The organism is Pseudoalteromonas sp. S1609 (assembly GCF_005887255.1).
Lineage (GTDB): Bacteria > Pseudomonadota > Gammaproteobacteria > Enterobacterales > Alteromonadaceae > Pseudoalteromonas.
Genome location: NZ_PNDJ01000006.1, coordinates 1 through 19,971, shown reverse-complemented (window position 1 = coordinate 19,971; position 19,971 = coordinate 1). Strand labels below are relative to the sequence as shown.

General features: G+C 37.1%; 17 protein-coding genes and 1 pseudogene. 11 read left to right on the top strand and 7 right to left on the bottom strand.

Annotated features, from left to right (window positions below):
* The first annotated feature begins 42 nt into the window (after nucleotides 1-42).
* From CWB76_RS01950 to CWB76_RS01935, 4 genes are read left to right on the top strand one after another with little or no spacing between them, the layout of a single operon-like run.
* Nucleotides 43-1,395, top strand: a complete 1,353-nt coding sequence (locus CWB76_RS01950) for a KAP family P-loop NTPase fold protein (RefSeq protein WP_138605148.1) — start codon at nucleotides 43-45, stop codon at nucleotides 1,393-1,395.
* A gap of 12 nt (nucleotides 1,396-1,407) precedes the next feature.
* A complete protein-coding gene (locus CWB76_RS01945; protein WP_138605147.1) occupies nucleotides 1,408-4,698 on the top strand; it encodes a type I restriction endonuclease subunit R in 3,291 nt (1,096 codons plus the stop codon).
* 7 nt (nucleotides 4,699-4,705) lie between these two features.
* Complete coding sequence (locus CWB76_RS01940; protein ID WP_138605146.1) at nucleotides 4,706-5,512, top strand: M48 family metallopeptidase; 807 nt, start codon at nucleotides 4,706-4,708, stop codon at nucleotides 5,510-5,512.
* Complete coding sequence (locus CWB76_RS01935; protein WP_138605144.1) at nucleotides 5,505-6,218, top strand: hypothetical protein; 714 nt, start codon at nucleotides 5,505-5,507, stop codon at nucleotides 6,216-6,218. The genes CWB76_RS01940 and CWB76_RS01935 overlap by 8 nt, the downstream gene beginning before the upstream one ends.
* An 82-nt stretch (nucleotides 6,219-6,300) precedes the next feature.
* Here CWB76_RS01935 and CWB76_RS01930 read toward each other — a convergent pair whose 3' ends face one another.
* Complete coding sequence (locus CWB76_RS01930; protein ID WP_138605142.1) at nucleotides 6,301-6,570, bottom strand: hypothetical protein; 270 nt, start codon at nucleotides 6,568-6,570, stop codon at nucleotides 6,301-6,303.
* Nucleotides 6,571-6,669: 99 nt separating this feature from the next.
* A complete protein-coding gene (locus CWB76_RS01925) occupies nucleotides 6,670-6,891 on the bottom strand; it encodes a hypothetical protein (protein ID WP_138605141.1) in 222 nt (73 codons plus the stop codon).
* A gap of 188 nt (nucleotides 6,892-7,079) precedes the next feature.
* Here CWB76_RS01925 and CWB76_RS01920 point away from each other — a divergent pair, with 188 nt between their 5' ends.
* The 5 genes from CWB76_RS01920 to CWB76_RS01905 all read left to right on the top strand — a co-directional run bounded on the left by CWB76_RS01920 (nucleotide 7,080) and on the right by CWB76_RS01905 (nucleotide 9,482).
* Entirely contained in the window at nucleotides 7,080-7,856 is a 777-nt protein-coding gene (locus CWB76_RS01920; protein ID WP_138605139.1) for a hypothetical protein, read from the top strand.
* A gap of 39 nt (nucleotides 7,857-7,895) precedes the next feature.
* A complete protein-coding gene (locus tag CWB76_RS01915) occupies nucleotides 7,896-8,234 on the top strand; it encodes a hypothetical protein (RefSeq protein WP_138605137.1) in 339 nt (112 codons plus the stop codon).
* Between the two features lie 249 nt (nucleotides 8,235-8,483).
* The gene (locus CWB76_RS01910) at nucleotides 8,484-8,624 is read left to right on the top strand and encodes an alpha-amylase (protein WP_138605135.1); all 141 of its coding nucleotides are present in this window, start codon (nucleotides 8,484-8,486) and stop codon (nucleotides 8,622-8,624) included.
* A 10-nt stretch (nucleotides 8,625-8,634) separates the two neighbouring features.
* Complete coding sequence (locus CWB76_RS20440) at nucleotides 8,635-8,763, top strand: hypothetical protein (RefSeq protein WP_283235052.1); 129 nt, start codon at nucleotides 8,635-8,637, stop codon at nucleotides 8,761-8,763.
* A 50-nt stretch (nucleotides 8,764-8,813) separates the two neighbouring features.
* A complete protein-coding gene (locus CWB76_RS01905) occupies nucleotides 8,814-9,482 on the top strand; it encodes a hypothetical protein (protein ID WP_138605133.1) in 669 nt (222 codons plus the stop codon).
* A 422-nt stretch (nucleotides 9,483-9,904) separates the two neighbouring features.
* Here CWB76_RS01905 and CWB76_RS01900 read toward each other — a convergent pair whose 3' ends face one another.
* From CWB76_RS01900 to CWB76_RS01885, 4 genes are read right to left on the bottom strand one after another with little or no spacing between them, the layout of a single operon-like run.
* Nucleotides 9,905-10,291, bottom strand: a complete 387-nt coding sequence (locus CWB76_RS01900) for a hypothetical protein (RefSeq protein ID WP_138605132.1) — start codon at nucleotides 10,289-10,291, stop codon at nucleotides 9,905-9,907.
* On the bottom strand, nucleotides 10,288-12,315 hold the full coding sequence (locus tag CWB76_RS01895; protein WP_138605130.1) for a hypothetical protein: 2,028 nt from the start codon (nucleotides 12,313-12,315) through the stop codon (nucleotides 10,288-10,290). The genes CWB76_RS01900 and CWB76_RS01895 overlap by 4 nt, the downstream gene beginning before the upstream one ends.
* Entirely contained in the window at nucleotides 12,312-14,231 is a 1,920-nt protein-coding gene (locus tag CWB76_RS01890) for a hypothetical protein (protein WP_138605128.1), read from the bottom strand. Before CWB76_RS01890 ends, CWB76_RS01895 begins: the two co-directional genes overlap by 4 nt.
* 2 nt (nucleotides 14,232-14,233) lie before the next feature.
* Entirely contained in the window at nucleotides 14,234-15,688 is a 1,455-nt protein-coding gene (locus tag CWB76_RS01885; RefSeq protein ID WP_138605127.1) for a tyrosine-type recombinase/integrase, read from the bottom strand.
* 65 nt (nucleotides 15,689-15,753) lie between these two features.
* Between CWB76_RS01885 and CWB76_RS01880 the strand changes: the two are divergent.
* Nucleotides 15,754-17,382 (top strand): annotated as a pseudogene (locus CWB76_RS01880) (DNA topoisomerase 3); the annotation flags it as partial.
* Nucleotides 17,383-17,410: 28 nt separating this feature from the next.
* Here CWB76_RS01880 and CWB76_RS01875 read toward each other — a convergent pair.
* Nucleotides 17,411-18,721 (bottom strand): M20 metallopeptidase family protein, encoded by a 1,311-nt coding sequence (locus tag CWB76_RS01875; RefSeq protein WP_138605125.1) that lies wholly within the window; start codon nucleotides 18,719-18,721, stop codon nucleotides 17,411-17,413.
* 112 nt (nucleotides 18,722-18,833) lie between these two features.
* Here CWB76_RS01875 and CWB76_RS01870 point away from each other — a divergent pair, with 112 nt between their 5' ends.
* A complete protein-coding gene (locus CWB76_RS01870) occupies nucleotides 18,834-19,691 on the top strand; it encodes a tetratricopeptide repeat protein (protein ID WP_138605123.1) in 858 nt (285 codons plus the stop codon).
* Nucleotides 19,692-19,971 lie beyond the last annotated feature (280 nt).

Below are 19,971 nucleotides of genomic sequence, written 5' to 3'. Positions count from 1 at the left end.
AAAGCGCGTGGCAAAAATAAAATGATTAGTTATGAGGAAAATATGGATATCACAGCATTAACTTTTAACGAAAGGGACGAATTTAAACGGAAAAGTATTGCCGAAAAAGCAATCTCACTATTACAGGCTGAAATTGATATTTCACCTATGGTAATAGATGGTAGTTGGGGTACTGGAAAAACCGAATTTTGCCATAAACTGATTAATTTGATGCATGAGCAAGAGTCTCATCACTTAATCTATATTGACGCATTTAAGGCCGACCATGCCAATGAACCTTTGATGACGGTACTTGCTGAGGTAATCAAAGTTTTACCTGAAGATGAAAGTAAACAAAGTTTCGTTAAGAAAGCACTTCCTGCCGTTAGGTATGGTTTGAAGACAATTGCCAAAGCTGGTGTCTCACACCTTCTTCGACAAGATGCAGCAGATGTAGTTGATGATTTTGATAAACAAATTCAACAGGCCGCTGACAAAACAATTGATGCCACGGTTGAATCCATTCTAAAAGACCATGTAGAAGCAGAGAAAAACTTAAAAGCATTGCAAGAAGCAATGGCAGAAATAGCAGCTAAAAAACCAATTGTATTGTTTGTAGATGAATTAGATCGATGTAGACCAAACTTTGCTGTGGATATGCTCGAAATAATCAAGCATACGTTCGACGTTGATGGCGTACAGTTTGTATTAGTGACGAACACTCAGCAGCTAAAAGCATCTATAAATCACTGCTACGGAGCTGCCGTTGATGCTCAAAGGTACTTAGATAAGTTTATTAAATTCCGTTTTGAACTTTCGGATCGCTCTGATAGAAATTCGCATAACCCTGTTCTTGCAGCACGGCAACACTTCTTCTCTCTAGCTAAGGAGAAAAAGTCTCTACCAGATGATATGCTCAAGAGCCCAGCTTTTGGAAAGGCTATAGAACACTTAATTAAGCATCACACGCTCTCACTTCGAGAAATTGAGACTCTAGTTTTGCATATTGAAATTTCTCAAGCACTTTCCAACAATAAAAAATTTCCTGAAAATCAGTTCCTTGGATATACGTTACTAAGGTTAATTGGAATTATGCTTGTCTGTTTTAAGCCTGATTTAATAAGTGACTTAAAGAAAGGGAAATGGGATGCCAACGAACTTGGAAAGTTTTTAGGTGTCGATTCCCTGCCAAGCTTACTTCAAGAAGGTCATAGGAAGAGACCAGAGGCATTTGACGTTATGATGGTTATGATTGCAAGAGACTGCAATAGAAATGTCGATACGTATATACCTGAAGAATCACAGCTCGACGAGTGGAATAATTATATTTATCGAGGATTCATGGGTGGCGCTCCTGATCAAAACGAGGCTATGAATCAGATTTTAGAAACGATTAACGAAATGTCTTTTGAGTAGCAGGTAAACATTATGGTTTCTACAGCCAATTTTAAAGAAGAGTTCAGCTCAAAAATACCTGCTATGACCTTGCTGGCAAAGCTGGGCTACGAGTTTATCTCGCCAAGTGAATGTGAACAGCTTCGTGGCAATAGGGTTGCATCAGAAGGGAAAACAACATCTCAGGTTATGTTGTTACCAGTAATGCGTGAGTTTTTATCGACGCAAACTTATATGTTAGCAGGAAAGCATCAAAAGCTCACTGAGGCAGCGATTGATAAAATCATTCACCAACTTAACCCCGCAATGAATGAGGGTCTAAAAAGTGCCAATGAGAAGCTGTATGAAGCAATGCTATATGGCGTTGGCGTGACGGAGTTTGTTGATGGCAAGAAAACCTCTCCTACTATACAACTAATTGATTGGCAAAACCTAGATAGCAACTACTTCCATTTCACTGAAGAGATGACAGTTCAAAATGCGGAAGGTACGGGTAACCGCAGGCCAGATATTGTTTGCTTTGTTAATGGCTTACCACTGGTAGTTATTGAAGCAAAGCGGCCTGATTCAAAGCATGAAGGCAAATCTACTTGCTTTGAAGCGATATCCCAGCATATTCGCAATCAAGGTCAACAAGAAGTTCCTCACTTATACGCTTATAGCCAGCTACTTCTTTCCATCAATGGGCATGAAGGGTTATATGGCACATGCGGAACAATTGATAAGTTCTGGGCTAAGTGGAAAGAAGAAGAAATTATAGAAGCTGAGTTTGTTCGGCTAAAAAATAATGAGCTTGAAAAAAATAAAATCGACAAGCTATTTGCTCACCGTAACCCTGCTGAGAAAGATGAATACCTAACGTTATTAGCTTCTGGAGAGCTAACCGTTACTGATCAAGACAGGCTTATCATTAGTTTATTAAGACCTGACAGGCTGTTAGAAATGGTTCGTCTATTTACTTTATTCGATAAGAAAGCGGGAAAAATTGTCGCTCGTTATCAACAAGTGTTCGGCATTAAAGCTCTGATAGAAAGGATCAGTAATTATGACGATACAGGTGCACGCGAAGGTGGCGTGATTTGGCATACTACAGGCAGTGGTAAGTCTTTCACTATGGTGTTTTTGTCAAAAGCGCTGATTTGGTTGCAAGATTTAGCCAAATGCAGAGTGATTATTGTTACTGACCGTGTTGATCTAGAAGATCAGTTAAGTCGAACTTTTGCTTCTGGAGGAGCACTAACCGATCGAGATCAAAAAGACGCAATGGCAACGTCAGGCGAACGATTGGCGCAGCAGATAGGTAAAGGAAACGAGCGCGTTATTTTCTCAATCATCAACAAGTTTGGCTCAGCCATTAAGCATAAAGACTGCTATAACGACAGTCCCAACATTATCGTTTTAGTTGATGAAGGGCATCGTAGCCAAAACGGTGAAAACAACGTGCGTATGCGACAGGCACTACCAAAAGCTGCATTAGTCGCTTTTACTGGTACGCCTTTATTAAAAGACGACAAAACCGAAAATAAGTTTGGCAAGATTATTCACTCTTACACTATGCAGCAGGCAGTTGAAGACAAAACTGTTACGCCGTTGTTGTATGAAGAAAGAATTCCAGAACTGAACATCAATGACAAAGCCATTGATGCTTGGTTCGAGCGTATGACCAGTGCCCTTACAGATAAACAACGAACCGACCTTAAAAAGAAATTTGCTCAAAAGGGGCAGGTTTATCAAACCGAAGGCCGAATCGAATTGATCGCGCATGATATATCGGATCATTTTCAGAACTTTAAACAACAAGGGTTAAAAGGGCAATTGGCCTGTGACTCTAAAGCGTCTGCGATTCGATATAAGAAGATTTTGGATGATATTGGTAAAGTGAGTTCGGTTGTTGCAATGTCGCCACCAGATACCCGTGAAGGCCATGAGGCAGTCGATAAAGAAAGCAAAGATATTGTCCAGAATTGGTGGAAAGCTAATGTTGGCAAAGAGGATGAAAAGTCTTATACCAAAGCCATTATTGAAGACTACGGTAGAGAAGATGGCCATGACTTAATGATTGTGGTTGATAAGCTTCTTACAGGCTTCGATGAGCCTAAGAATACCGTGTTATATATCGATAAACCGCTTAAAGAACATAACTTGATTCAAGCGATTGCTCGTGTGAACCGTTTGCACAGTAAAAAGCAGTTTGGCTACTTAATTGATTATCGCGGTATTTTAAAAGAGCTAGATACAACGATAGAGAAGTACCAAGACTTAGCTGAAAGAACCCAGGCAGGTTTTGATATTGAAGACCTCAAAGGTTTATATAATCGCATGGACACTGAGTACAAGAAGTTACCAGGTTTACATGCTGATTTATGGGCGATATTTTCAGAAGTAAAAAACAAGCAAGATGGCCCAGCATTAAGACAAGCATTAGCACCTAAAGTACAAGATGTTAGTGGCGAACTTGTTGATATCAACTTAAAACAACGTGATGACTTTTATGCCACACTGACTTCATTCTCAAACTGTATGAAGGTAGCGTTGCAGTCGGCAAGTTACTTTGATAATAAGTCATTTGATAGCAAACGCGATCTGTATAAACAAGATCTAAAAATGTTTGTAGGCTTACGTAAACAAGTACGTGAAGATGCTAATGAAACAATCGATTATGACCAGTACGCTGAAGACATAAAAAGCCTGCTAGATAAGCATATTGCTGGTGTTGAAGTAAAAGAACCCGATGGTGCTTACCTTGTTGGCAACCTTGGCAAAAATGTTAAACCTGAGGATATAACAGATGACGAGGCCAGAAACCAAACGGATAAAATCACTGGTCGAATAACAAAGATGATTGAGCAAGATCTCGCTGACGATCCATACGCGCAAGAATACTTTTCTAAACTTCTTAAAAAAGCTATTGAAGATGCCAAGGCTATGTTCGATGCGCCAGTTAAACAGTACATTTTGTTTGCTGATTTTGAGCAAGAAGTCAAAGAGCGCAAAGTAGCGGATACCCCATCTGTATTTCATGATGACGAAGGTAAGCTTAATAAACATGCACAAGCATACTATGGCTTGTTTAAATTTTTATTCGAAGATACATACCTTGTAGAGCAAGGATTGGATAATGAAAAACTCGTTGAACTAGCATTCAGTATTGATCAAGTTGTTACAACGGCAGTCGCTGAATTCTCCATTAATCCTGCTGAAATTGAAAACGCAATCAGTATGAAATTACTGCCAATGCTATTTGCTGACTTAGGTATTGATAAAGCACAGCAGCTTATCGAAGGGGTGTTGAAAAGAACACGTCTCGGTTTGGCAAGAGGTTAGCCAAATAGTGATAAGTAAATCAATCGCTGCTGAAATCCAAACGACAACAGCCGAAAGGGGCTGTTTTAGCTATGGTGCGGAAATAATCCATTACGACATCATCCGCAAGGCTGAAAATGCTAAATCACAGCATGGTAGAACACAAGCTCGTAAAGTCATTATAAAAGTTCATCCTGACCAAAGAGTCGTAGCAACAGTTCCGTTTAATGCATCTGATGAATCCATCAAAGATGCAATGCTCAAACGTGCTCGATGGATCTGGGAAAGCATTTGTGAATTTGCTTCCCAGAATGAATATGTAATGCCGAGACAATACATAAGTGGCGAAACTCAGTTCTATTTGGGCAGGCGTTACGTTTTAAAAGTAGTTTTCGATGTTGAGCAAGTGCCAAATGTTAAGCTTCATCGGGGTAAATTAACCGTTACTCTGAAAAAAGATTGTGATGATCGGGTGGTTAAAATTAAGGCACTTTTAGACCGTTGGTATGCACGAAAAGCTGAAGCTATTTTTCATGAAAGACTTCAAGCTATGCTGCCTAAAGCATCATGGGTAACGGGTTTACCGAGCTTTCGAATAATGGCGATGACTAAACAATGGGGAAGCTGCTCAACTAAGGGTAACTTGATGCTAAATCCTCACTTAGTTAAAGCTCCAAAAGAATGTGTCGATTACGTGATTCTGCACGAGCTATGCCATATTGCTGAGCACAACCATAGTGACAAATTCTGGCGTTCATTAACACAAGTAATGCCTCATTGGAAAGAGGTTAAGGCTAAGTTGGATGACATGGCGGAGTTGTATTTGAATGAGTAGAAAAGTTGTATTCACGCTGAATGAAAACATTGCAGACCGACATGGCAAGAAATGGAAAATCTCTGGGTTCGTATTTTCTAATAAAAAGGTTGAGCTTAAGTGTCAAAAAGGTTCAGAGACTCAAAATTTTAATATAGTTGCTGCTAGAGACAATAGAAATAAAGCGTTAATACCTGGTAAAAAGTATCTACTTACTGTCGGGACTTCTGAGTCAAAATTTGCAATAGAGCTTAAAGAGCAGGGCGTTACCTCGGACAATTTTATTATAATCGAAGGAAATAAAGCTTGTGATCGGATTATTCAAAAAATTCCTGTTTCTTCAATATCTTTAAAAATATTCTGTGGAACATTAAAAGAGTTTGATCAACTCCCTGAAACTATCGAAATCAGGGAGGGTGACCTGATTAAAATACGTGAAGATCATGGGGCATGGCACTCTGAAGGTAAAGTTGAAAAGTCAGGTGATGCGGGAATAGTAACCTCAATAAATAAAGGCCGAAAATTCTTCTCTGATATGACTACGATTGATGTGGATTTTAACGGTACTAGAAAGTCATACTCGCTCCATAGAGTAATTAGCAAAGAAGGATTCTCAATGTGTTACGGCTGGCAATACATGGCTACAAATAAGTTTGGTGTTTTAAAGATTTCCCCTGTGCAACCAATTGAAGAAGGTAAGTTGTCTTGGGGTGATTACAGAGGGTAAAAGATCACATACACCATTACTTAGTTAAAAAGGTCAAAACTCTAGAGCGTTGACCTAATAGAAACTCTAAAAAATTCAACTACTATGAGGTTATCCCTCCCGCGTTAGACAACACGTGGCGTTCTTCAATAATAGCCTGAAAGGCGTCATGAATCGGAGATTCCTTATTGATATTAGCTTCAACATGAATTATTGCTCCAGCTGCTTCGGCAAAAGCTTGTGCCGAGTTTGGTTTAGAATGTGTTTCAGCCATTTTATTAATTATATCGGCAGTTGATACGTCTGCTTTTTTAGCTCTGTTCAGAGCATTTCTATCTTTTCGAAATGCTCCCTGTTGTGTAAGTGTTCCCATATTGTTCACCCTTAATATATTTTAAATTTCTTCTGATATACCCATCAGAAAAATTGCATTATTTAACTTGTAACCATTGATTGAAAGTTTTCTTGTCTTTCATACTGCTTTTTTAACGATTCTGTTTACTCTAGCTGCGCTCAAGTCATAGATTTCAGCTACTTTTTTCTGAGAAACACCTGACTCAACTGCATTTTTAATTTCAAGGTTTCGTATAGCCATTTCATGTTTTTTATTCGTACTATTAGATTTTTCAATTTGAACTTGCATCCCCCTAACTTTTCTTTCTAATTCTTTAATTCTGTATTCATGGTTATTCATCATATACTCCGAAAAAGTAATTAATTAACAATTTAAAAAGTCTAACTAATTGTTATTTAGACTTTAAAAATAACGTTTGTAACACTTATTTCTGCTACCCTAAGTATATTACTTAGGCATAACCTAATAGGCGAGGAAACGTTAGGTCACATTATCAAGCCCGATATTTCCCTTTAAACAATAGAATCATGACAAAAAGAAAGATTAATAATCCATTTGTAGAACAATGGCTCATAGAGTTAGATGCAGTTATTCGACATGAAATTTTGAACTATTTGGTAGAAGAAAAACTAGCTAAGGGTGATGATTTTTTCTTTGATCCTTCCCCTTTTATGGTTATCGATGAAGTAATATTAGACGCTATATTTGTTTATTGGGATAAACTTAATGAAGCTAAAGACGATGCAGAGTTAGCAGAGCTATTAAGCTCAGTAGGCTCTATAGAAGGTATTGATGCGGCTAAACGCTTTTTAGAAGAAAATGACCACCTAGTTCAGGTTATTGAAAAAACGAACTTGGAAGAACTAACTTCATCAGCAAGAAATATACTTACTGAGAAATATCCAGTTGCAATAAGGTCAGTTGAATATTTGATGATTAAAACAGGAGGAAATTCTCTACCACAATGCCTAAAGTGGAGAAAACTCAATAACTTATATAGCATTGAAAACCTTTGGATAAGTAATGATTTAGAAAGAGTTCTAATATTTCACACTGAGTTAATCCAAAATACATTAGAAAAGAAGAAAACGAATCTAAGTAAACCAGAACTTATAACCTCAAATAAAAAGTCTGAGTTCATAGAGATAATAATCGAAGAGAAAAACGGTGAAATCCGTTTTATTAGTGACTACAAGTTAGACAAAATAAAAAAACTAGATCAAACTTATCAGAAGAAAGTCCTAGCTTATTGTGAAGAACTAGTCAAACACCAACTTGAAAAATATATTTCAGGAAACAATTAGGACAAAGTTAAAAATACCCCAATACCGCCACCAGAAAAAATGTTAGCGACGAGATATGACGGGTATTTAGCATATATTATTGGCATGTACTGTATTAGGAATAAAAGCAAATACAAAACAATCGAAGGTTTAGAATATGAACAAGAGTTTGATAGCTTTAAAAGTTTTGTTAAAAACCAATTATTCGATAAGTTTGATTTTTTAAGGGAAGAGTTTAAAAACTGGTGCTACTCAAACGGAACAGGTGATTGCTCAGATGATATAGATAATTATATTACCAACGTTTTAACAAAACGGATTAAGGCAAATATAGATAAAACTCAAAAAGAAATTGAAAAGTACAAGGAGTATTTTTCTGACGGTGGTATAACGAATTAAAACCTATCATTAAACAAATAAGAAGCTTAGCATTCACTTTTACTCCTTAGACCATGCGGCAGAGCATAGTTAGACACTAAAAGTGCTATTTATTCTGACAAGCAAGCTAATCAAATAGTGGGCATCACCAATTATCACTGAAAATCACCAACTATCACTGAAAATCACACAACTATCACCACGCTATCACTTCAACAAATAAAGGGTTAGTTCTACTATTTCTCCTGACAAAAAACAAAGGAGAATGTCATGAGTAATAACAACCACAAAGCAAATCAAAAAAATTCAAATTCTGGTTCATCTGGTACAAATACGGCATACCAAAAGGTTTTGGATAATAGAAGTAATCAATTAAACCCAAATAACCCTATTTATAAAGGTAAAAAGTAAGGAGAAAGTTATGCCAGATATGTCACAAGAAGAACTTGATGTATGGTCAGATATAAACAACCCAAATAATGACGCAGATATGGACGATTGGGCTGATTGTCATAATCCAAATAATGATGACTATATTGGGGATGACTAATCTAATTGGCTGGTAGATAATACAATTTCTACCAGCCCAAGGAGTAGCTTTTGAAAACTGATAAAAAATGTAAGGATACAAAAAGGCTTTTAAAACTAGCTAAAGAGTCAGGCATGACAAATAAAGATATTGCAGTTAAGGCTGGATTAAATCCTAAATCGATCTCCCTTGTTAGTCGCTGGTTAAATGATGGAGTTCTTGCTACTGAGCGTCAAATGCGATTTTTCATCAAAGAATTCGGCGACCAACTTCGAAGAAAATCTGAACATCTGCTATTTGCTGAAGGAGATGGTAAAGCATATTTTTTTAAGTTAACAGGCGATCTAATTGTTAAGCATGTTATTCGTAAAAATATCGGGTTTAATCGAAGGTTATTGAAAGTAGCGTTATCTCGTTTGTTAATTTTCCGTAAGGATGATAGCTATTATTGCGTGCCTCAGACAAGAAAAGGCTATGACCTGAAAGGAAGAGAGCCGATTGATATGAGTGAAATTTCACATTGTGATTATGAAGAGGCAAATTGGGTAACTTTTGGTGTACCTAAGCTACTATCATTAGAAGAGTTAATAGAGATTACAGATGCTATTGCTAAAGATCTAAAAGAAGGGAAATACATCCCCCATGAACGTTTTGAGTATTCTGGGCAAGAGTTGCAGTTCTCACTCAGGCGTTCCTTAATGAAAGATGGTATACATTTACCAGATGTAATTGACATTTAAAGTCAGAGTTAGATAATCGTATAAACCCAAAACCAAACTGGAGTAATACTCCGCTATAGGTTGGAAATACAACCGTCTAGTTATGTTTCGCTTTGCGGTGCCACCCTAGCTTTTCTAAGCTATGGTCGCATTCAACATAAAGGTGCTTTGTGATTTGCCAATGGCTAGGTGAACGGTACGCCAAGTAGCTGAAAAAATCCTAAGCAACAAGGGTATGGGGTGGGCAAGACCAAACCACGTTTCGATTTGAAATGTCGTTTGGTCTTTTATTTAATAGCTCTTTTGATAGCTCTAAAAGAGCCTATATGGGTTTATAATCTATGTTTTTTTACGAGATAATAAACCAGTATAGATTGATTTAATAAAAATAGGGTTCTACTACCTAACAGTAACCAACCCTGTTCTTAAATCCCATTTTCACGCTATCTAATTTTTAAAACGTTTGATTTTTCAACCTTTTCCTCTAGTTTGATAAGTTTATCAAATAACAATACCTCTCGTTCAAATGCTTCATTGCGCTCTTTTTTCAGCTTTTTCGATTTCTCTTTTTCAGCTTTTAATTTAAGCTCAAGACTTTCTATTTTTTTTTCTAAATTTCCTTCAATAATCTTCTTGTTATATTCAACAATCGCATCAACCAATTCTTTATGGCTTGGTCTAGCATTTTTTACATAACCTGCATCTAATCCCGCTTCTTTTGATACTAGAGAGTTGGTAATTGTTTCTCCGAGAAACTCCTTATTATTTGGCATACCTTTTTTTAGTCGTTCAAAAGCATCCCAGCAATCTTTTAGTTTGTTGTTACTCATGCTAATTCGGCCTTTCTTAGTGCTTTTTCTTTGAATGTCTTCAACTCTGAAAGCTCTCTACTAACCAGTTGGTGTTCAGCGCTTCCGTTATCGTATGTTATTAATTTATTTTCCATTTTCAGTATTTGTGCATCAACTTTATCTAGCTCTATGTTTGCTTCATTACATGATAAACATGCGGTAAATTCACCTAACATGAATGAATTACATCTGCCTACTTTTAAGCATCCTCCCAATAGAGTTTTTTTATAAGAAATTTCACCAGCATCAACTTTTCTTTGTGTTTCAGATTTTAACTCCAAGATATAAACATCATCATCTTGTATACCCTGTTCGCTACGATGCTGGGCTATAAAATCTCCTTTTTTACCACCATTTCTTTGGTTATCCTCAAGAATCAGTTCAAGTATTTGCCTTGCCTGGTTGGTACTCATGCCTGTTTGAAACTCAAAAATAAAGTGATCATCAGGGATTTTTATCTCACCTGTAGTTTTATCTAAATAGCCAAGAACGGTTCTTATATTGTTGAAGCCTTTTCGGTAGTAACGCTGCATTTCATGGTTCAGATGCTTGAATAATTGTGCTCCAGTTGATTCAGAGATGAGATTAGAATTTGCACCGTAAAAAGCTAGACTGCGACGAAATTGATGACTTGTAAAAGGCCAGTTTGCGCCTACATCAAATTTAGGATGATCATATTTTCTTGTGTTATCGCTATTTATTAATTCATCTCGGTCATTTTGGTTTATCTGTAAATCTGATAAACAAGATGGAGTCTCACCATTGAAGGAGGATATCGTTCCTTGTTTGCTCCCAGTATGTGTGATTATTGCAGGTGAGTGAAATAGAGGTAGCTCTTTAGGTTCGATGTTAAATAATACAGCCAGACCATCAACAATTGCTTGTAGTGTTTCAATAGCATATATAACATCTTTGGGACACAACCAACCAGCTTCATGTTTGTAAGCAGTAAACTTAGTCGTTGTCGAGATTACTTGTACAAATCTATTTGGCTTAAGATTTGGCGCAACATCTTTTTCATCTGAAAGGTTTACACTATTAATGCAATCATACTTGATGCGTAGAGCCTCGCCATTTCGCATCGCAGTATATTGATGAATGAGAGTTTTACATGTTAGCTGGATATCTCTGATAGCTGGCGTCAAATTTTTTTTATCTTTAACAGAGTAATTTTCAGTAAAAAATGTGTATAAGCGATGCTTCTTCAGTAACTCTGGTAAAGTAGGAAGTTGATTTGTAAGCTTTTCCTTATTTTGAGTGGATAATGCTAAGCCTACATTTTCACGTTTAAATTCTTTTATAAGCTCAGTTAAGTGATTTCGTACTCTATGATATTTCTTAACCGATTCTTGTAGCTTTTCAAAAGAAGAAAAGTAAATCCGCGATGGGATGACAGGTGTTTGTTTAGTATCAGGTTTAGGTTTATGAAACTTAACAATTTCAACCCCAAGGTATTTTGCTTTAATACTTCTGAGCGATGAAAGCAAATTAGAAAGTTCACTTTGCTCATGTTCAGTTAGCTCTTTCACATGCGCAGCTAAATAGCTCTCGCTTGATAAAATGTCTTTTATCGATAAAGTATCTGCAATTAATTCATTGTTACATTTTACGCAAAACAGACTAATTTTTCTGAGACAGTGAAACCTATTAACAATAACCTTGACCGATGAAATCCCTGTTCTGCCAGAACCAGAAAAATATATGAGCATAAACATTAGCTGTTTAGTTTGTTCATACAGAGAGGTAGCTGTACCTTCAGTTACATTTAAGCTGTCCAAATAACTAAAATGTAGTTTGCTCGTTGTAGTCTCTGCCATATTTATTGGCGCGAAGTCCCAGGTTCTTGCTCCATATACCGCTGTTGGTAAACCTGATCTATCTTTGCAAAGTACAAAGCTCTTTTTAGGAGAAGTAAATACATCGTTTAGTAACGTGTATTTGTCAGGAACTATAGCGTGTTCATCTGCTATTTTATGAAACGCAGATTCATATTTAATTTTCATGATACAACCAACCCCATCTCTTCGTAGTAATCTAGGCGGTCTTCCCAAAAAGTAGTCAAATCGCCATCAGATAGAACATCTTTTTTCATTTTTTGTACTAGTTCTGCATTACTAGCTGAGCGGCTGGCAATGTGCTCTAGAATAAAGTCAATTCGAATATCAATTAGAGAGTACATTTCATCTGCGAACTCGAAATCGATAGCCTTTTCGCGAATAAGCTCGATCACAAATTTTAAACTCATAAGTTTTTTTAAGTCTTCTTCATCCGCATGACAAACATAATAACGGCAGAACAAACAACCTTGGGGAGTCTTACAATCAGGTTCGAAAGGAGCATCATCTATTATGGCTATTGGAATTTCATTTTTATCGTCGCAAGATCCCGCAGTCGTTGGCTTAGTGTTACTTTTAGACATAAGAGTTGTTTTTTTTGCAGCCTCTCTCATCGCTTGAAAAAAGTTACCTAACTCTTCAACTTGCTCCTCTGCTGGGGTAGCAGCATAGATTTCATCTGCTACTTCCACATTATGATTGTTATTGTCAGCAACCTCCTTGGCAGAGAAACCTAACTTCCTTAAAAATCGAGTATTCAGATTTCTAAGTTCCTGGTCCTTTAAAGCTTTCGATTCCTCATGTAAAAAACCCATTTTTCTGAGATAACTATGATGTTTATCTGTATGTTGACGGTTCAATTGTTGTGGCGTACCAATATTTTTTTCACCGAGTGAAAAAAATAGATATGGACATTCTTTTCCGTCTAAAAGAAGTTTCCTTAACTCCAAATATTTTTTAAAAAGAAGGTAACCTTGTGTTTTTATTCGAAACTTTACGTGTCTATCGTTAGCTCTAAATTTTACTTCATAGAAGCCCTGAGCCAATACATCCCGCTTTTTTTCATATTCCTCTATATACGCTAGCTTAATTAATTCAGCGTTGTTAATTCGGGTTAAAATTCTAAAACATTGAATAAATGCATATTTGGCCCTCATTGCAAGATTAATACGATCTTGAGATAGCTTATTAGCTTTTATTTCAGAAAATATCTGAGTAAATTCATTAATTTTGTCTTTTTCGCGATTAGTATGATCATCGGTTGCTCTAACTGGCTTGCCATTGAAATAATCAAAATAAGTTATTGGTGCTTTATTCGCTGTGTATTTATTGATTGACTGTATATCTGGTATCAATATCGGTAGCTGCCTAGAGTGGCAAGGCATGTAATAGCTGTTAATTGTTGGTGTTTTGATATGTGGAGGAAAGTCATCATTTGAAATAAATTGTGCAGAAAATTTATTGAATAACTCTAAATTTAACTCCCAATAATGATCAACATAGCTAGACTTGATAATAGCTTTAGGTGTTTTAGCTGCTTTGATTGTTTTAATTCCACCAATGATGGCGTCTAACTCACCAGGGAATGCGATATCAATTAGCTTGCGACACATCCATTGCTTATCTTTAGCTACTCTTGATGTGATTTTTATTGCATCATCATTACTTTTTAAGCGGTTATTGAGGTGAGTGGTATATGCCAAATATGCATCATGTAATTGCTGCTTACCTTCTAGGTAGTTTTCGTATCCATTCGAATCCATCCAGTCACAGATTGGCATTATTTCCTTCAGATTTGTTTTTTGTGTTGTAGCACTTTTTCCTAAATTTCCAGAAAAATTGGAAATAAAAAACGAGCGCTCAGGTCTTAACGAGTTTAAATCAACTAAAGTAGCACGATTGCCTGACGTTGAGTTAATTTCGTTCGTTTTCTGTCTTTTAGAAAAAGCCAGTGAGCCAAGATCTATTGGCCTGCCTGTCTCTGGCTTGAGCGGGTGTTTTAGTCTAACCGCAGTAAAGTCCATCACTTCTACTTCGTTGAATTCTTCAATCGACATCAACTGTGTTTTTCTTTCTACTAACATATTTACACCAGATCAAAAGCAGACTTTTGGAATAGACGCTCTTCCCAAGTTTCTTGCATTTCTTCTAATACATTTTCGGAGGTGAACAGCTTCAAATAGTTTTCGGTTGTTGAAGGATCATCGTGGCCTAATGCGTTTTGAATAAACGCTATTTGATCTGAGTATGTCATCTTTTTAGCGTCTACAAGAGGTAGAAGATGCAAATACAAGTTGTAGGCAAAGGTCGCCCTCAACCAATGAAAAGTAAAGTCACTAGGAATATGGTTTCCTTCATTCTCTTTTTCTAATACTTTGAATAACCTATTAACTATGGTCTGAATCGATCCTCCAGAGGGTGGTGTTCGGGTACTACTAAACCTGGGATCAGACTTAGCCATGTATCGACAGTCACCTCTTTTTCCAAGAAAAACATATATTTCATTAGGATCGGTAAATATGTTTCCATATTTCTGAATAAATAGCTTCCTGCGCTTTTTTGCAGCTTTACTGTTTGCGTATATTTTCAAATTCTCTGCTAAATATGAGGGCACTTTAATTGTTATATTTTTGCTATTTTTACTATCCATCAAACACCCTTGACCTGCATTAATTTCGTACGTGCCATCTGTTTTCAGGTTTTCAGGTTTAAAGTGCTCTAAATGCTTGAGACGCAGTGTCAAAATAGATTGCTTTCTCGCACCTGTGTCTACGGCAAATTGAAAAATCTGTCTTTCATCAACATTGAATGAAGATGACTTTATATGTTTAAACAATATTTTTTGTTGGTCTTCACCTAATGGTTTTAGATATTCACCGTCATCCAGCACTAAGCTATCGTCTACGGATGGTTTGCTATTGTTGCGAGCTTTAGTTTGTGAGCGCTTTTTTAGCTTCTTTTTGTAGGTTTCACCTGTTTTAGACGAATAATTTTTTTGGACATCTGTTACCTTGTCGATTCTATCTTTATCAATCTGGTACTTTGAACTGAAATAGCAAGTAAAGTCGTAAACAAGCTTAGTTCTTGTGTTTAGATTTCCTGCTGATTTCCCTTCGTTCAGTAGATAAGAAAAGTATCTATACGACGGTCTATTCTTGGGTCTTCTTGCACTGTAGTTAAACATTTGTACATCATTTTCTTCACACCACATCTGGTAATCCAGCAGTGCTGATGCCTTTCTAGCTATCTTTAAGGGGGTGTACTCAAAACTGTGGTCTAAAGCAATACTCAAGAGAAATTGATTTCCCTCATACCAAGGTGAACCTTCTTTATTAAATAACATAGGAAAATGAAATAAAGGCTCGTGATCCAGTGGTCGATAATTTATTTGAGTCTTAAAATAACTTCTTCCATCAGATAAGCAGAACTCTCTACTTTTTTCGCTAATAGAGTTACTACTTATTTCTAAATCATAATCTGTCAGTGCGTCGATAAATTTAGTTCTATTTTTCTTTTTTAAATTTTGTTTATTTGACGTCATATCCCCTCCAATGTTGTCAAGATTAATAATTAAATGTCGACTGTCAATACCTTTAATTACATGTTAACCGTGAAGGCCAGTTATTAGTTGATGAAGTAATAGAACAAGCAAAAATCAGCCAAGCAAAAAAGCAAAATATTCAGCGCTTACTGATCAGTGACTTAAACTTAACGGCAGTTAAAAAGTCACTAAATAGTATGCGTGCTAACCGTGACTTTATTCCTTTGAGTGTTTCTGCTCTTGCGCGGTCTCGTGCTGATTGGTTGTTTGGCATGAACTTGACGCGTGCATACACATTAGCGGGGCAAAAAGCGGGATTTGGTAATGTATTGTCGGTTGGACGAGTGCAAACACCCATTTTGGGCCTAGTAGTTAATCGCGATAACGAGATAGCAAATTTTGTATCAAAACCATTTTATGAAGTACTTGCTCACCTTGATACACCTAAGGAGCAATCATTTACTGCCAAATGGATACCAAGTAAAGCGTGTGAACCTTATCAAGATGAAGAGGGCAGAGTGCTTCACAAAGCTTTAGCTGAAAATGTAACTTCACGTATCGCTAATCAACCAGCAAGCGTAACTGCTCTTGAGCAAAAGCAAAAAAAACAAACCGCGCCGCTTCCCTATAATTTGTCTGCTTTACAAATAGATGCCGCTAAAGCGTTCGGGATGCCAGCGCAAAAAGTGCTCGATACTTGCCAGGTTTTATATGAACGTCATAAGTTAATTACTTACCCACGCTCAGATAATCGTTATTTACCAAAAGATCATCACCAAGATGCAGCTGCGATACTAAAAGCGATTGCAGTAAATGGAGGCCAAAAAGCAGAATTTGTTAATGGAGCAGATGCAAAAAAACGAAGTAAATGTTTTAACGATTCAAAAGTAGCAGCTCACCACGCGATTGTACCAACAGCTAAACAGTTAAAAACTGTGAGTTTAGCCAGTGATGAAGAAAAAATTTATCAGTTAATAAGTCGACACTATTTAATTCAGTTTTATCCCGATTACATTTATAACGAAACCAAGGTAGAGGTAACTATAGCGGGTGGCTTATTCAAAGCTAATGCAAAACAAGATGTAGACTTGGGTTTTAAATTGCTTATGGGTAAGTCAGAACTTAAAGAAGAAGCAACATTGCCTTATTTGGAAAAAGGCATGGTACTTACCTGTACTAAAGGTGAGGTGGTGCAAAAGCATACAACTCCTCCTGCTCATTTTACCGATGCAACCTTACTTGCTGCTATGACGGGAATTAGCCGTTATGTAAAAGACTCGCAAATCAAAAAAATATTAAAAGAGACAGATGGCCTTGGTACTGAAGCCACTCGCGCAGGTATCATTGAACTATTATTTAAACGTCGATTTTTAAAACGTGAAGGAAAAGCAATTAAAGCAACTGAAACAGGTCTGGTACTAATTAGTGTATTACCTGAGGGGTTATCAAGCCCCGATTTAACTGCAAAATGGGAGGCGAGTTTAGGAGATATCGCTCAGCAAGCAATGAGTTATCAGCAATTTATACAGCCTTTGCTGGCTGATTTAACTAATTTTGTAAGCCAAGCAACTAACTGCGATAGTAATGTATTTGCACATTTGCCAAAAACATCGCCTAAGAAGCGTTTTGCTAAACGTACAAAGAAAGCGCCGTATAAAAAGTCGAGTTACAAAAAAAGCCCTGCGGTAAATTAAACTCAGGGCTTAAAAATAACCTTGAAGATTATTGATTGAATAATGCTACAGCGGCATTGCTCATTGCAGTTATTCCTGTTGGAAGCGCTACTTTATAATCGGGAGCAAATTTACTTGAATGTAATGAAGGGAGTGTTTCATTATTTTTCATTGCATTTGTATATTGCTGTTGGTTAACTCCGCCTAACCAAAATAAAGTAATGGGGATGTTTTCATCTGTTCTACCATATAGTCCAAAGTCTTCACCAGCCATAACAGCTTTAGTTTCAAGTACATTTTTTACACCAATTGCATCAGCAATGGCACTCCTAACTATATTTGTTTGCTCCGGATTATTGTAAGTAGATGGAATCGATTCACTTTCATGAACATAAACTTCTGGGTAGAGCGCTTTTTCTAGACCTGCACTTTGTGCAATACCTGCAGTAATGCGTTTAATCGCAGCAATTTGCGCGTTTCTAACTTCTGGGTTATAGCTACGCAGAGTAAGTTGTAGCTTTACTTCATCAGAGATTACATTGTGTTTTGAGCCGCCATGGATAGATCCAACAGTGATCACTGATGGTTCAAGAGGAGATAACTCACGACTCGTAATTGTTTGTAATGCTAAAATGGTGCGAGCAGCAATAATAACAGGGTCAACAGTCGTATGTGGATAGGCTCCATGGCCTCCTTTGCCTTTTATTGAAATATCAACTGAGTCGACGCTTGCCATAGTGTACTCATTTTTCAGAGCAATTTTTCCTGCAGGTACACTAGCACTAACATGTAAAGCTATAATATGATCGGGTTTTGCGTATTTGCTAAATAACCCCTCACTAAGCATTGCTTTTGCACCACCCCCAACTTCTTCAGCCGGTTGCGCAACCATCATTAAAGTACCTTGCCACGACTGTTTATTTTTAATTAGTTGTTGCGCGGTGCCTATAAATGAACTCATATGAATATCATGACCACAGCCATGCATAACACCGACTTTGCTACCTTGTTTATTTAGTGTGGTAACAGTTGATGCGTATGCTTTTCCTGTTTGTTCTGTGATTGGTAAGCCATCAGTATCAGTTCGAATCATAACGGTGGGGCCTTGGCCATTTCTATATATACCTACGACGCCATAACCGCCAACGCTATTGGTTACATCAAACCCAAGCTTTTGAAGCTGCGAAGCCATTTTTTTACCTGTTTGCTGCTCATGATAAGACAGTTCAGGTGACTGGTGTAAATCTAGATAAAGCTTTTCTATTGCTGGCATACTTTTATTAAGATCAAGCTTAAGTGTTTGCGCACTTAATAATGGGCTAACCAATAAACACAGAGCACTCGCATATACTAATTTCATATTTCACTCATTTATATTGTATGCGTGTCTTAAATGATTTAGACACATGTCTTGTAATTATTATCTTCATCACCATATAAAAACCTAAATAGATGAACATGGCAATAACTCAATGAGCAATATAGTTAATCTTAACGCACAAAACCTTCAGCAAGTATTAGGTGAGACATCACAACAAAAGTTAGTATTACTTAACTTTTTTTCGCCTCAAAGCCCAGAATGTATTAGCCAAGCAGCTATTTTAGATAAGCTAGCCGCCGAATATAATAACTATATAGTTGTAGCAAACTTAGATTGTGATGCAGAGCAAGCTTTGGCCTCGCAACTTGCCCAGCAAGTAGGTTTACAAACCTTGCCTACTTTAGTGTTATTAAAAGACTCAGCTCCAGTTGATGTATTAGCGGGTGCACAAACAGAAAGCCAAGTACGTGATGTCCTATCTAAACACTTACCTGCGCAACAGGACCTATTATTAGAGCAAGCCAAGCAAGCACTGGTTAATAGTGATTTAAATGCCGCGTTTAATTATGCTAAGCAAGCGTATGAGTTAGATAGTAGTAATGCGAGAATTAAATTAGTGCTTGCAGATATATGTATACAGATTCACAAACTAGATGAAGCCGCTGCATTAATAGAGACAATAGAAGCACAAGATCAAGATGCATACTTCAATAACATTAAAGCTAAATGTGAGGCTGCGCTAGAGGCAACTGATTCACCTGAAATAAAAGCATTGCAAGAAAGAGTAGCCAAGCATCCCAATGAGCTTGAATTACAAATGGAACTAAGTAACCTACTTAATGAAGCAGGAAGGAAAGAGGAAGCATTAGAAGCACTCTTTACTATTCTTAAGAAAGATCTGAATTTTGATGAGGCTAAGCCAAACTTCTTGGCTGTTATTGCGTCTTTACCTGATGGCGATGCGCTAGCTGCTAAATATCGTCGCAAGCTTTATAGCATTTTGTATTAACGATTAAGATAAACTCTCTATAAAAAGCACCAATGTTAAGGTGCTTTTTTGTTTCTGCGTTAGGATAGCAGGGTAAAAGCAAGGTTATCCACAGGGTTTTGTGGGTATCCTGTGTTTCTGGGTGGGGTATCTTTGGGGTAAGAATTAAATGCAAAAAAGCGTTTAAAAACGCTTGCGTTAAAATCGATTCGCCCTATAATGCGACCCCACTGAGACGGGGAACGCCAACGCATAGCGAGGCACGAGCTACTCAGTGAGTCGAGTAAAACTTAGTTTTGTA